The sequence below is a fragment of the Pseudomonas gingeri genome (assembly GCF_013386115.1).
Lineage (GTDB): Bacteria > Pseudomonadota > Gammaproteobacteria > Pseudomonadales > Pseudomonadaceae > Aquipseudomonas > Aquipseudomonas gingeri.
In genome coordinates, this window is the sequence record NZ_JACAOR010000006.1 from 18,067 (window position 1) to 30,909 (window position 12,843).

Here is a 12,843-nt window from a genome sequence, read left to right on the forward strand (position 1 = left end):
GGTGGCGCGCATTGTATACCTCCTGCTTCGCCACGCGCACCGTGACCGCGATGATTGGCCGCACCGTCGCCAGGCAGCCTTGCTGCGACTTCAGTAGGCGGCGCGGTAGATCTTCTCGATATCCATCGCACTCAACCGCCGCGGGTTGTTGCGCATCAGCCGCTCGATGCCCGCCGCCTCCACGGCCATGGCCGGGATCGCGTCCATGGGTACGCCGAAGCTGTTCAGGCCGACCGGAATCTCCACCGCGCGACACAGTTCACTCATCGCGGCGACCGCCTTGTCCGCCGCCTCGATGGTACTCAGGCCGGCAATATTCACGCCCATGGCAATGGCGATGTCCTGCATGCGCTCGACACAGGCCAGCTTGTTCCACTGCATGACATACGGCAGCAACAGTGCATTGCTCACCCCGTGGGCGATATTGAAGCGCCCGCCGAGAGGATAGGCCAGGGCATGCACCGCGCCGACGCCGGCATTGCCGAAGGCCATGCCGGCCATCAGGCTGGCCGTGGCCATGTCTTCGCGGGCCGGCAGGTTGGCCGGGTTGGCATAGGCCTTGGGCAAGGCCCTGGCAATCAGCTTGATGGCGCCAATGGCCAGGGCGTCGGTGATCGGCGAGGCGTTGAGCGACAGGTAGGCCTCGACCGCGTGCACCAGCGCATCGACACCGCTGGCGGCGGTCACGCCACGGGGGCAGGTCAGGGTCATCTGCGGGCTGACCAGCGCCACGTCCGGCAGCAGGTAGTCACTGACAATGCCTTTCTTCAGTTGCGCCTGCTTGTCGGAAAGGATCGCCACATTGGTCACTTCGGAACCGGTGCCGGCGGTGGTCGGGATGGCAATCAGCGGCGGGCCTTTGCGCGGTACCTGATCGACGCCGAACAGGTCCTCGAGGGCGCCGTGATAACCGGCGTAGGCGGCGACACTCTTGGCGATATCGATGGCGCTGCCGCCACCCAGGCCGATCAGGCCGTCGTGCCCGCCTTCACGGTAGACCTGCATGCAGTCTTCGACAATGGCGATTTCCGGGTCGGGCATCACCCGGTCGTAGATCTCGTAGCTGCGTCCACCCAGATGGGCGAGGGCCAGTTCGACAGTACCGGAGGTGACCAGCGCGGCATCGGTCACGATCAGCGGGTTGTCGACATCCAGCCGGGTCAGTTCATCGGCCAGTTGCTCGATGGCGCCGGAGCCGGTGATCAGTTTATGGGCGATCTTGAATGCGGAAATGCTCATGGTCGCAGCCTTCTTGTCGTGATGATCAGGGCACGAGCAAGAATAGCCGGGGATTGGCCTTTTTCAGCCTATTCAAACGATGAATGGCAAGCCGATCGTTCCCCCGCAGGCGCGAGGGAACGATCGGACAGCTTGTTCATACCTGGGTGGTACGCAGTTTCTCGCTGCGCCCGCGCAACCACTCCAGGGTCAGCAACAGGATCACCGAGAAGACGATCAGCAGCGTGGCGGCGGCGGCAATGGTCGGGCTGAGGTTCTCGCGGATGCCGCTGAACATCTGCCGTGGCAGCGTCGCCTGCTCGGGACCTGCCAGGAACAGCGTCACCACCACTTCATCGAACGAGGTGGCAAAGGCGAACAGCGCCCCGGAAATCACCCCCGGCGCGATCAGCGGCAAGGTCACCCGGCGGAACGTTGTCAGCGGCGAAGCGCCGAGGCTGGCCGCGGCCCGCACCAGATTGTGGTTGAAGCCCTGCAACGTCGCCGAGACGGTAATGATCACAAAGGGCACGCCCAGCACCGCATGCACCACGATCAGGGAAAAGAAGCTGTTGCCCAATCCCAGCGGCGCGAAGAACAGGTAGCTCGCCACGCCGATGATCACCACCGGCACCACCATCGGTGAAATCACCAGGGCCATGACCAGCGACTTGCCCGGGAAGTCGCCGCGGGTCAGGCCGATCGCCGCCAGCGTGCCGAAGACCATCGCCAGCACGGTCGCCGCCGGCGCCACGATGATGCTGTTCTTCAAGGCACGCATCCACTCGGCCGAGCCGAAGAAGTCCTGGTACCAGTGCAGGGAAAAGCCTTGCAGCGGATAGACCAGGAAGCTGCCCGAGTTGAACGACAGGGGAATGATCACCAGCACCGGCAGGATCAGGAACAGCAGGATCAGCCCGCACAGAATGCGCAAGCTGTAGAACCAGACCCGCTCGACGGGCGACATGTACGGACTCAGCATTTCGATTCTCTCCTTAGCTCAGGCGCAGGCGGCTTGCACCGACCAGCCGGCTGTAGATCAGGTACAGCAGCACGGTGGCCAGCAGCAGCAAGCCACCCAGTGCCGTCGCCATGCCCCAGTTGATGCTGGTGTTGGTGTAGAAGGCGACGAAATAGCTGACCATCTGGTCGTTCGGGCTGCCCAGCAGTGCCGGGGTGATGTAGTAACCAATCGCCAGGATGAACACCAAGAGACAGCCCGCGCCAACCCCGGCATAGGTCTGCGGGAAGTACACCCGCCAGAAACTGGCGAACGGATGGCAGCCCAGGGAAATCGCCGCCCGCATATAGGTCGGCGAGATACCCTTCATCACGCTGTAGATCGGCAGGATCATGAACGGCAGCAGGATGTGCACCATGGAGATGTAGACCCCGGTACGGTTGAAGACCAGTTCCAGCGGCTTGTCGATCACGCCCATGGCCAGCAGGGCGCTGTTGATCAGGCCGCCCGACTGCAGCAGCACGATCCAGGCCGCGACCCGAACCAGGATCGATGTCCAGAACGGCAGCAGCACCAGGATCATCAGCAGGTTGCTCTTGCGCGCCGGCAGGTTCGCCAGCAGGTAGGCCAGCGGATACGCCAGGACCAGGCAGATCGCGGTGATGACCAGGCCCATCCAGAACGTGCGGGCAAAGATATCCAGGTAAATCGCCTGGTCCGGAGTGGCCGGGGCCAGTTCGCCGAGGTCGTCGATCCGATGGTCGACGGCCGCCAGCAGGTAATAGGGGGTCATGCTACTGGTGTTGCGGCGGATCGCCTGCCAGTACGCCGGGTCGCCCCAACGCTCATCGAGGGCTTCCAGGGCTTCTTTATAAGAGGCCGGCTCGGTCTTGAACGGCAAGGCGCGGGCGGTCTTGGTCAGCAGGCTGCGGTAGCCGGCCAGTTCCATGTTCAGGCGCTTGGACAGATCGCCCAGGGTCTGGTTCTTGCGCGCTTCGCCCAGGTCTTCGCTGAGGGCCTTGTACACCGGCTCGCCGGGCAGGCTCTTGCCGTCCCAGGCAGCGACGGCGGCCACGGTCCGTGGCATGGCACCGACCACCTCCGGGTTGCCGACGCTTTTATAGAGCAGCGCCACGATGGGGACCAGGAACACCAGCAACAGAAACAGCACCAGCGGCGCGATCAAGGCCTGGGCCTTCCAGCGGTTGACCCGCTCGGCACGCGCCAGACGCTGCTTCAGGGTGGGACTGGTCCCCTCGTTCAGAGGAACGGTGATGGCCATGGCGAACTCCGGAATACTTTATTGTGACAACGGCCGGTATCCCGTTACGGGACACCGCCTGCTGTTCTTCTGAAACACACAAACCCAACGGGTTGAACAGGGTCCCTGTGGGAACCGGCTTGCTGGCGATGAGGCCCGTAAGGCTTGCATCGCCTGATCGGCCGTCATCGCCGGCAAGCCGGCTCCTACAGGGTTATGCAGCGTCTGCGAGACCGTGTTCCGTTACTTCGCGGCCCAGGCGTTGAAGCGCTGCTCCAGTTGCTCGCCGTTGTCAGCCCAGAAACTGACGTCGATCTGCACCTGGTTGGCGATGTTTTCCGGAGTGGTCGGCATATCCTTCAGGATGTCCTTGGCCAGCAGCGGTACTGCCTGGGTATTGGCCGGGCCGTAGGCGATGTTTTCCGAGTAGGTCTTCTGCTGCTGCGGCATGACCGAGAAAGCGATGAACTTCTTCGCCGCATCGGCACGCGCCTTGTCCAACCCCTTTGGAATGGCCCAGGCGTCGAAATCGTAGATCCCGCCGTTCCAGACCACTTTCAGGTTGCTTTCCTTCTGCACGGCAGCAATCCGGCCGTTGTAGGCCGAGCTCATGACCACGTCGCCGGAAGCGAGGTACTGCGGCGGCTGGGCACCGGCTTCCCACCACTGGATGTAGGGCTTGAGCTCATCGAGCTTCTTGAATGCGCGGTCCTGGCCATCCTTGCCGGCCAGTACCTTGTAGACGTCCTTGGGTGCGACACCGTCGGCCATCAAGGCGAATTCCAGGGTGTACTTGGCGCCTTTACGCAGGCCGCGCTTGCCCGGGAATTTCTTGGTATCCCAGAAATCGGCCCAGCTGGCGGGTGCCGAAGACAGCTTGTCGGCGTTGTAGGCAAGCACGGTCGACCAGACGAAGAAGCCGACGCCGCAAGGCTGGATGGCGCCCTTGACGTAGTCTTCGGACTTGCCGAACAGGGCCGGATCCAGTTGCTCGAACATGTCTTCATCGCAACCACGGGACAGTTCCGGCGATTCGACTTCCACCAGGTCCCAGGACACGCTCTTGGTGTCGACCATGGCCTTCACCTTGGCCATCTCGCCGTTGTATTCGCCGGCAACGATCTTGCCGTTGCCCGCCTGGGCTTCCCAAGGGGTGTAGAAGGCCTTGACCTGGGCCGCCTTGTTCGCGCCACCAAAGGACACCACGGTCAGGTCGGTCGCCGCCATGGCATTTGCCGCGCACATCAGCCCTAACGCGAGGGCACTGAATTTCAGGGATTTGAGCATTTATTCTTCTCTCCACGAGTGCAGGTTGGTGAAGCACGGGGCGATTGATTCGCCTCTTGGGTTACAGCGCTCAGCCAGCGTCGAGCAACGGGTCCAGCGCGCGAACGTGCTCGACCTGCCAGCCAATGGGTACGACATCGCCGACCGCCAGTGCCGGATCCAGCTCGGCAATGGGTTGTTTCACGAAGAAGTCGGTCTTGCCACAGACTTCCAGGCGCACACGAACGTGGTCGCCCAGGTAGATGAATTCGGCCACGCGGCCCGAGAAGCGGTTGACGCACGATTCGCTGGAGCCGTTGAGGCTGATGCGCTCCGGCCTGATCGATAGGGTGACCGGCTCGCCGGTCTTGCCGACATTCACCGCCAGCGCCTCGACCTTTTCCCCGCGCCCCAGCTCGACCACGCAGCGATCGCCGGTGTGGCTGTGCAGGCGACCGTTGAGGCGGTTGTTCTCGCCGATGAAGTTGGCGACGAAGGTGTTCTTCGGCTCTTCATAGAGGGTGCGCGGCGGGGCGATCTGCTGGATTTCCCCCTGATGGAACACCGCCACGCGGTCGGACATGGTCAGGGCTTCGCCCTGGTCGTGGGTCACATAGACCACGGTCACGCCCAGGCGCTGGTGCAGGTGCTTGATCTCCATCTGCATGTGTTCACGCAATTGCTTGTCCAGCGCCCCCAGCGGTTCGTCCATCAGCACCAGTTGCGGCTCGAACACCAGGGCCCGGGCCAGTGCCACGCGCTGTTGCTGGCCGCCGGACAGTTGCGCCGGATAACGCTGGGCGAACTTGTCGAGCTGGACCATGCCCAGGACACGCTTGACCCGCTCGCTGACGTCGGTCTTGCTCAGACCGCGCACGGTCAGCGGGAACGCCAGGTTCTCGGCAACGGTCATGTGGGGGAACAAGGCATAGTTCTGGAACACCATGCCGATATCGCGCTTGTGCGGCGGCACGTTGTTGATGGAGCGTCCGGCCAGTTGGATCTCGCCGGCGGTCGGGGTTTCGAACCCGGCCAGCATCATCAGGCTGGTGGTCTTGCCGGAACCGGAAGGCCCGAGCAGGGTAAGGAATTCGCCCTTGCGAATGTCTAGGTTGAGGTCCTTGACGATCAGGTTCTCGCCATCGTAGCTCTTCTGCACACCACGAAAGCTGACCAGAATGTCCTTCGCCCCAGCGCTTGAATCGACCTCGCTCATACCCACACCTTTTGTTTTTGACTGCCGTGGTCTAAGCCTAGTGAACCCTTGCGGCAGCGCAAATCGGGGGGTGTGAGAGATTGTCCTCAGCAGTGTGGAAGAATTGGGGTAGGGATTGCCCTACAAGGATGGCGTTATTGGATAAGCGGGAAAGCCCTGCCCGGCGAAAGGGCCCGAAGCACCGTTGGACGCACGCGCCAGCCTGTCGTTAATGAGCATGTACCGCCCCTCTGCCTGTCGGAACCGCGGGCGTCGATCCCTACAACAGCTTGTGCTCCATCGCGTATTTCACCAGCTCGGCAAGGGAAGTGATGTTGAGCTTCTGCATCAACCTGGCCTTGTGGGTGCTGATGGTCTTGCTGCTCAAGGCCAGTTGCTGGGCGATATCGTTCACATTGGCGCCCTGGGCGAGGCGCTCGAACACCGAGAACTCCCGCTCCGACAGCAGGGCGTGCAAGGGGCGCGAGTCGGTCAGGCCGACTTCGAAGACCATCCGGTCGGCCAGATCCGGGTCGATATAACGACCGCCGGCCGCCACCTTGCGAATGGCCGTCAACAGCAGTGCCGGATCGCTGTCCTTGGTGGCGTAGCCGGCGGCACCGACCTTGAGCGCGCGGGCAGCCATCTGAGCTTCGTCATGCATCGACAACACCAGGATCGCCGGCGGATTGTTCAACGCCCGGATCCGCGGAATCGCTTCCAGGCCGTTGACGCCAGGCATCGAGATGTCCAGCAGCACGACCTCGCAGGGCGTGTGCCGCAGGGCTTCGAGCAACTGCTCGCCATGGCTTGCCTCCCCCACGACCTGGAGATCCTTGGCCAGGCCGATCAATTGCTTGATGCCTTCGCGGACAATGGTGTGGTCTTCGGCTACCAGTACACGGATCACGCGCTACTCCTGCTCGATCAAAGGGGGATCATCTATCCTGGGGCCGATCCAACGGCACACGGACGCTCAGGGTCGTGCCCTCGCCGACATGGCTTTCCAGCGAGAAGCTGCCGCCGAGCATCAGCACCCGCTCGCGCATGCCCACCACCCCGAAGGATGTCGGCCGGCCACTGGGGGCGACAAAACCCACGCCATCGTCGCTGATACTCAGGCACAGGTCCTGGCCATCAATCGCCAATGTCAGTTCGACAGTATGCGCCTGAGCGTGGCGCATGACATTGGTCAACGCCTCCTGGAGGATCCGGAACAGGCCGATGGCCTTGGCGTCGCTGAGTCTCGGGAGGTTTTCCGGGACCTGCACCAGGCACGGGATCTGCGTGCGCGCTTCAAAGCGCCGGGCCTGCCACTCAATCGCCGAGGCGATACCGGCATCGAGAATCGGCGGACGCAGCGCCGTCGCCACATCGCGCACCAACTGGAACAACTGGGCGATCAGCTTTTTCATGCTGTTGAGGCGGTCATTCAGCCCGGGGTCCAGTTGAGCGTAGGCCAACTCGCACATGGAGGTTTCCAGCTTGAGCACCGTCAGCATCTGACCCAGTTCGTCATGGACCTCACGGGCGATACGGGCCTTTTCTTCTTCGCGGACACTCTCCAGGTGCGCCGACAGCTCGCGCAACTGCTCGCGGGAACTGGCCAGCTCCAGTTCGATGCGCTTGCTTTCACTGATATCCCAGACGATACCGTCCCAGACCACCGTACCGTCCTCGAGGCGGCGGGTGATGGCCTTGATCTCCGCCCACCGCTGCCGGCCTTCGCGGGTCATGATCCGGCCCTGCCAGGACCAGTCGCTCTCGGAGTCCACGGCCAGGTCCTGGACGCGGTGATAATCGGCCCGGTCGTGCGCATGCACCAGGCTGCGCAGGCCGATATCCGGCTGGCGCAGGGTGGCCGGGGGATAACCCACCAGGCTCTCGCTGCCTTCGCTGATATAGGGGAAATACAGTTCGCCGGTCTGCGGCACGCGCTCCAGGCGAAACACCAGGCCGGGGACATTCGCCGCGATCCCCTTGAGCCGCGCCTCGCTTTCCTGCAAGGCCGCCAGGGCACGGCGGCGCTCCGTGACGTCGTTGATATAGACCACCAGGTATTCGCCGTCGCGAAAGCGCAGGAAGCTGAGGGACACATCCGCGGGCAGGATGCTGCCATCGGCGCGCAGGCAGCGGGTCTCGAAGCTTTGCGGCGCCTCGTCACTGGCCCGGGCGCGTTTCCACAGGTTCAGCCAGCGGTCCATATGCAGGTTCGGCTCGAAGTCGATCAGCGGCCGATCGAACAGGGCACCGGGCGGGTAACCCAACATGGCTTCCGCCGCCCGGTTGGCATAGCGTACATGGCTGTCCCAGTTGACCCAGAGGATCCCCACCGTGCTCTGGTCGATGGAGAACTGGGTCAGGCGCAGGGCCTCTTCGCTGGCTTCGCGCAAGGCGAGATCTTCACGAGAGGCCAGCAGGGCCTGCTCGAGGCTGCGTTGCTGACGACGCAGCCAGAACACGATCGCCAGGCTCGCCAGCAACATCACCGCCAGCAGCAGGCAGAGGTTCTGCCAGAACCCCGGCGAGGCGGAAAGTCGCGGATACTTGGGCTGCAACCAGCGCATATGCAACTGGTCGAGGTCCCGGGCCGGCACCGCATGCAGGGCCTTCTCCACGATCCCGGCCAGTTCCGGCCAGTCGCGCCGGGTCGCCACCCGCAGCAGTTGCGGCAGGCCGATATCCCCCACCACCGCCAATCCGGCAAACTCTTCCTCGGCGGACAAACGACTGAGCTGGGCCTCGTCGACCACCGCGTAACGGGCCTGCTGGCTCAGCAACAATTGCAGTGCCTGGCGTTCCAGCGGCACGCCCTGCAGGTTGAGATTGGCATAGGTGCTACGCAGGTAATCGGCAATGGCACTGGGCATGCGCACGGCGACACGGGTCTGGCTGTCGAGCTTTTCCAGCTCGACGGCTCCGGCACCGTTGCGTTCGCCCACCACCAGCTGCGGCACGCGCATGTAGGGATCGGAGAACAACCACAGGCGCAGGCCGGCCGGCGTCTGGGTCAGGCCCGGGGCGAGGTCGATCTCGCCTTCGCCCAGGGCTTTTTCCAGTTGGGCCTGATCGGGAAAGTTACGCCAGGTCAGCTCCACATTCATGGCCTTCGCCAACCAGTTCATCAGCTCGACATTGGCCCCCGACAGCCGCTGCAAGCGTCGGTCGTACTGGGCATAGGGTGCCTGCAGCACCAGGCCGACACGCAATTCCCGATGCGCGTCGAGCCACTGCTGCTGCGCGCCGGACAACGGCAGGCCGGTCCCGTGAGGCGCAGGCGCAGCCCAGGCCCCCGAGGGAAAAGCCATCAAGGGAAAACACAAACAGCCGATAACCCACAGGCAGCAAAAACGCATGATACGACTCATCCACACTGACAAATACTGACCAACCCATTAGGCTGCCAGGATTACTTCTGGCCTGGAAAATCCGATGCCCCCTGTCTACCGCTCGGCACTCCCCGCGCTGTGCCTGTCGTTGATACTACCGCTTGCCGCGCCGGTCCTGGCGGCCGATCCGGCACCCGCAGCAGCACCAGCCCCCGCCGAAAAACCGGTCGAGCGCCAGCCCTTGCCCGAGCGCAGCCAGGAAGACGCGACCGCGCTGGAGCGACAACTGCCGCAGCAGGAGCAGCAACAACTGCAAGCCGCGGGCGACAACTTCCTCGCCCTGTGGAAACCGGCCAACACGCCCTCGCCCACCGGGGCGGTGATCATCATCCCGGGCGCCGGCGAAACCGCTGACTGGCCCCAGGCCGTCGGGCCCTTGCGACGCAAGCTGCCGGACGCCCAGTGGAGCAGCCTGAGTCTGACACTCCCGGACCTGCAAAGCGAAGCCAGCCTGCCGCGGGTCGTCGAAGCCGCCAAACCGGCCGAGCCGGCATCCACCAACAGCAAGGACGCCAGTACCACCGCCAAACCCATCGAGCAGGCGGCCAGCGCCGAAGCCGACAGCCCCGACCCGGCCGTGGTGGAGAATAGCGAAGACCCGCTCAAGGCCGATGCCGAACGGATCTTTGCCCGATTCGATGCCGCCATTGCCTATGCGCAACAGCAGAATGCCCGCAGCATCGTTCTGCTCGGCCATGGCACCGGTGCCTACTGGGCGACCCGCTACATGACCGAAAAGGCCTCGCCGCAGGTGCAGAAGCTGGTGCTCGTGGCGGCGCAGACGCCGATCAGTGCCAAGCCGGACCTGGGGCAACTGACGCCGGGGTTGAAACTGCCGATCGCCGACTTCTTCTACCAGGACAACCCGCTGGATCGCAAAGCCGCCTTGCAGCGCCTGCAGGCCAGCAAGCGTCAGAAGACCTCCAGCTACACCCAGGTGTCACTGAAGGCGCTGCCGGGCAATCCGGGCCAGGAACAGTTGTTCCGTCGTATTCGTGGTTATCTGAATCCCCAGGACGACAGCCAGTAGTTTCCTGGCTGTTGCTCCTGGCTGTTCATGGGCAAACGCCCTAGCGAAAATCCCGCCGTTCGCGGATCAGTGCGTAGGCCTGGTGCAACTCGCGGGTTTTCTCGGTGGCGTCCTGCACTTCGGCGGGCGTCGCCCCGCCGCCCGCCACCTTGTCCGGATGATGGCGACTCAACAGGCGCCGATACGCCCGCTTGATCTGCGCCGGTTCGCTGGTGGGCGCCACCCCCAGGATCCGCAGGGCATCCTGATAGCTTCCGGCACTGCTCATCAGCGGCCTGCGCGCGGGCTCGTAGTCGCTGGCCAGGGCCTGGATCTGCTGCGATGTCCAGCCCAACCATTTGCCCCAGAGCAGAATCAGTTCACGCTCCTCGCGCCCGGCCCGGCCATCGGCCCAGACCATCCGCCAGCAGGCCCGCAGCACACCTTCCGCAGCGTGGGGCTGAGCCTTGAGGTGGCGCAGATAGCCACGCAGGCGGTCACTCCCCGACTTGCCGCGATTGAACGCGGCAATCGCCCGGCGCTGCGCGGCTTCGCCCATATCCAGCTGGCGCATTTCCTGGCGTGCCTGCTGGATATGCCCATCCACTACCCGCCCATCGCTCTTGGCAAGGCGTCCGAGCAGGACAAACAACAACTCGTCGTTGCGCAATGCCGGCTTGCCGCCCAGGCGCTCGCGCAGATGCGCCAGGCTGTGCAGTTGCAGGCGCCGATCCAGCGCCTGCCCCAGCAATGCGCCGAGCATGGCCCCCGGAATGCTGGCAATGGCAAAGCCCGCCCCGGCTCCAATCAGAGTCCCTGGCCACAACATATCAGTGTCTCTCTTCCAGCAATTGCTCGACCTGGGCCAGGCGCTCGACAGTGCCGACGTCCACCCAGTGCCCCTTCATATGTTCTCCGCTGACCTGCCCCCGGGCCATGGCCTGACGCAGCAGCGGTGCCAGCTTGAACGCCCCCGCGACGCAACCGGCAAACAGCCCGGGATGCAGCACCGAGATGCCGCTATAGGTCAGCCTGGCCGCATCCGGCTCATCATCACGCACCTGACCGCCATCCAGGACAAAGTCTCCGCCCGCCGGATGATGAGGCGGATTGTCGACCATCACCAGGTGCGCCAGCCCGGCCAGCGGACGACGCAGTGCAGAAAAGTCGTAGTCGGTCCAGATATCGCCGTTGACCACCAGGAAGGGCTCGTCTCCCAACAACGGCAGCGCCCGGAAGATTCCCCCACCGGTTTCCAGCGGCTCACCTTCCGGCGAATAGGCGATGCTCAAGCCATAACGCGAGCCATCGCCAAGGTAGTCTTCGATCTGCTGCCCCAGCCAGGCATGGTTGATGACAATCTCCTTGAAGCCCGCCGCCGCCAGAGCCCGCAGGGGGTAGTCGATCAACGGGACGCCCCTGGCACGAATCAGCGGCTTTGGCGTGTGCAGGGTCAGCGGGCGCATGCGCTCGCCCTTCCCCGCCGCCAGGATCATCGCCTTCATACGACAGCACCCGCGGGCTGGCGCAGGCTGGCCAACAGCTCGCCCAGCTCGGCCAGTTCCGGACGGCGCGCCAGTACCGCCTCTATATAGGCAAAGAAGCGCGGTACATCCGCCAGGTAGCGCGGCTTGCCATCACGATGGCAGATACGGGCGAAGATCCCGATCACCTTCAAGTGACGCTGCACGCCCATCAGGTCGCTGGCCCGGCGAAATTCCTCGAAGTCCGGCTGGACCGGAATGCCCAGGCGCCCGGCTTGCTGCCAGTAGCTGTGCAACCAGTCACCGACCCGGGCTTCGGGCCAACTGAGGAAGGCGTCCTTGAACAGACAGGTGATGTCATAGGTCACCGGCCCATAGACCGCATCCTGGAAATCCAGCACGCCCGGATTGGGCTCGCTCAGCATCAGGTTGCGCGGCATGTAGTCGCGGTGCACCAGCACTTTCGGCTGCGCCAGCGCGCTGTCGATCAACAGCGTACTGACCCGTTGCCAGCGCTCGAGCTGTGCCTGGCTGAAATCGATGCCCAGCTCACGCCCCACATACCACTCGGGAAAGAGTTCCAGCTCGCGGCGCAACAGCGCGACATCGTAGCTCGGCAGTCCGGCATCCATCGGCAGTTGCTGAAAAGCCAGCAAGGCATCGATGGCATCGGCGAACAGGGCATCGGCGTTTTCGGCGTCGATCACATCCAGATAGGTCCGGTTGCCCAGGTCGTTGAGCAAAAGAAATCCGTTCTGCAGATCCTGCGCATGAATTTTTGGCACGTTGATGCCGGATTTCGCCAGCAAATGGGCGATATCCACGAAGGGTTTGCAGTTTTCCCGGGGGGGCGGAGCGTCCATCACGATAAAGCTGCGGCCCTCGCCTTCCCAACGGAAATATCGGCGGAAACTCGCGTCGCTGCTGGCCGCGGTCAATGTGGCCGCGGGCACGGCACCCCAGCCTTCAGTCAGGAACAACGTGGTCAACTGCTTATCCAGCCAAACTTTCAGGTGTTGCAAGCGTAGATCTTGGTCAGGCATTACAAGGGTCTCCGACG

The 12,843-nt window shown here is 63.7% G+C and carries 11 protein-coding genes; 1 reads left to right on the forward strand and 10 read right to left on the reverse strand.

The window, feature by feature from the left end; genetic code table 11:
- Nucleotides 1-90 precede the first annotated feature (90 nt).
- From HX881_RS11865 to HX881_RS11895, 7 genes are all read right to left on the reverse strand, one after another.
- Nucleotides 91-1,239, reverse strand: coding sequence for an iron-containing alcohol dehydrogenase (locus HX881_RS11865; protein ID WP_177084614.1), 1,149 nt, complete (start codon nucleotides 1,237-1,239; stop codon nucleotides 91-93).
- Between the two features lie 136 nt (nucleotides 1,240-1,375).
- A complete protein-coding gene (locus HX881_RS11870) occupies nucleotides 1,376-2,200 on the reverse strand; it encodes an ABC transporter permease (RefSeq protein ID WP_017128672.1) in 825 nt (274 codons plus the stop codon).
- A gap of 13 nt (nucleotides 2,201-2,213) precedes the next feature.
- The gene (locus tag HX881_RS11875; protein WP_017128673.1) at nucleotides 2,214-3,461 is read right to left on the reverse strand and encodes an ABC transporter permease; all 1,248 of its coding nucleotides are present in this window, start codon (nucleotides 3,459-3,461) and stop codon (nucleotides 2,214-2,216) included.
- A 222-nt stretch (nucleotides 3,462-3,683) separates the two neighbouring features.
- Nucleotides 3,684-4,727, reverse strand: a complete 1,044-nt coding sequence (locus tag HX881_RS11880) for an ABC transporter substrate-binding protein (protein ID WP_177084616.1) — start codon at nucleotides 4,725-4,727, stop codon at nucleotides 3,684-3,686.
- Between the two features lie 70 nt (nucleotides 4,728-4,797).
- Nucleotides 4,798-5,922, reverse strand: a complete 1,125-nt coding sequence (locus tag HX881_RS11885) for an ABC transporter ATP-binding protein (RefSeq protein ID WP_177084618.1) — start codon at nucleotides 5,920-5,922, stop codon at nucleotides 4,798-4,800.
- A gap of 259 nt (nucleotides 5,923-6,181) precedes the next feature.
- Nucleotides 6,182-6,811 (reverse strand): response regulator, encoded by a 630-nt coding sequence (locus tag HX881_RS11890; RefSeq protein WP_017128676.1) that lies wholly within the window; start codon nucleotides 6,809-6,811, stop codon nucleotides 6,182-6,184.
- A gap of 28 nt (nucleotides 6,812-6,839) precedes the next feature.
- Nucleotides 6,840-9,260, reverse strand: coding sequence for a PAS domain S-box protein (locus HX881_RS11895; RefSeq protein ID WP_177084768.1), 2,421 nt, complete (start codon nucleotides 9,258-9,260; stop codon nucleotides 6,840-6,842).
- Nucleotides 9,261-9,333: 73 nt separating this feature from the next.
- Here HX881_RS11895 and HX881_RS11900 point away from each other — a divergent pair, with 73 nt between their 5' ends.
- Entirely contained in the window at nucleotides 9,334-10,320 is a 987-nt protein-coding gene (locus HX881_RS11900) for an alpha/beta hydrolase family protein (RefSeq protein WP_177084620.1), read from the forward strand.
- 40 nt (nucleotides 10,321-10,360) lie between these two features.
- On the opposite strand, the gene HX881_RS11905 is transcribed toward HX881_RS11900, so the two are convergent.
- Genes HX881_RS11905 through HX881_RS11915 form a run of 3 tightly spaced genes read right to left on the reverse strand, consistent with a single transcriptional unit; the run spans nucleotide 10,361 to nucleotide 12,826 of the window.
- The gene (locus tag HX881_RS11905) at nucleotides 10,361-11,128 is read right to left on the reverse strand and encodes a TerB family tellurite resistance protein (RefSeq protein WP_177084622.1); all 768 of its coding nucleotides are present in this window, start codon (nucleotides 11,126-11,128) and stop codon (nucleotides 10,361-10,363) included.
- Nucleotide 11,129: 1 nt separating this feature from the next.
- Nucleotides 11,130-11,804, reverse strand: a complete 675-nt coding sequence (gene murU / locus HX881_RS11910; protein WP_177084624.1) for an N-acetylmuramate alpha-1-phosphate uridylyltransferase MurU — start codon at nucleotides 11,802-11,804, stop codon at nucleotides 11,130-11,132.
- Nucleotides 11,801-12,826: an aminoglycoside phosphotransferase family protein gene (locus HX881_RS11915; RefSeq protein ID WP_177084626.1), complete on the reverse strand. Its 1,026-nt coding sequence runs from the start codon at nucleotides 12,824-12,826 to the stop codon at nucleotides 11,801-11,803. Before HX881_RS11915 ends, murU begins: the two co-directional genes overlap by 4 nt.
- Nucleotides 12,827-12,843 lie beyond the last annotated feature (17 nt).

What these genes read in the sequence shown, in the direction of transcription:
- HX881_RS11865 (WP_177084614.1), bottom strand. Translation starts at nt 1,239, where the DNA reads ATGAGCATTTCCGCATTCAAGATCGCCCATAAACTGATCACCGGCTCC.
- HX881_RS11870 (WP_017128672.1), bottom strand. Translation starts at nt 2,200, where the DNA reads ATGCTGAGTCCGTACATGTCGCCCGTCGAGCGGGTCTGGTTCTACAGC.
- HX881_RS11875 (WP_017128673.1), bottom strand. Translation starts at nt 3,461, where the DNA reads ATGGCCATCACCGTTCCTCTGAACGAGGGGACCAGTCCCACCCTGAAG.
- HX881_RS11880 (WP_177084616.1), bottom strand. Translation starts at nt 4,727, where the DNA reads ATGCTCAAATCCCTGAAATTCAGTGCCCTCGCGTTAGGGCTGATGTGC.
- HX881_RS11885 (WP_177084618.1), bottom strand. Translation starts at nt 5,922, where the DNA reads ATGAGCGAGGTCGATTCAAGCGCTGGGGCGAAGGACATTCTGGTCAGC.
- HX881_RS11900 (WP_177084620.1), top strand. Translation starts at nt 9,334, where the DNA reads ATGCCCCCTGTCTACCGCTCGGCACTCCCCGCGCTGTGCCTGTCGTTG.
- HX881_RS11905 (WP_177084622.1), bottom strand. Translation starts at nt 11,128, where the DNA reads ATGTTGTGGCCAGGGACTCTGATTGGAGCCGGGGCGGGCTTTGCCATT.
- murU (WP_177084624.1), bottom strand. Translation starts at nt 11,804, where the DNA reads ATGAAGGCGATGATCCTGGCGGCGGGGAAGGGCGAGCGCATGCGCCCG.
- HX881_RS11915 (WP_177084626.1), bottom strand. Translation starts at nt 12,826, where the DNA reads ATGCCTGACCAAGATCTACGCTTGCAACACCTGAAAGTTTGGCTGGAT.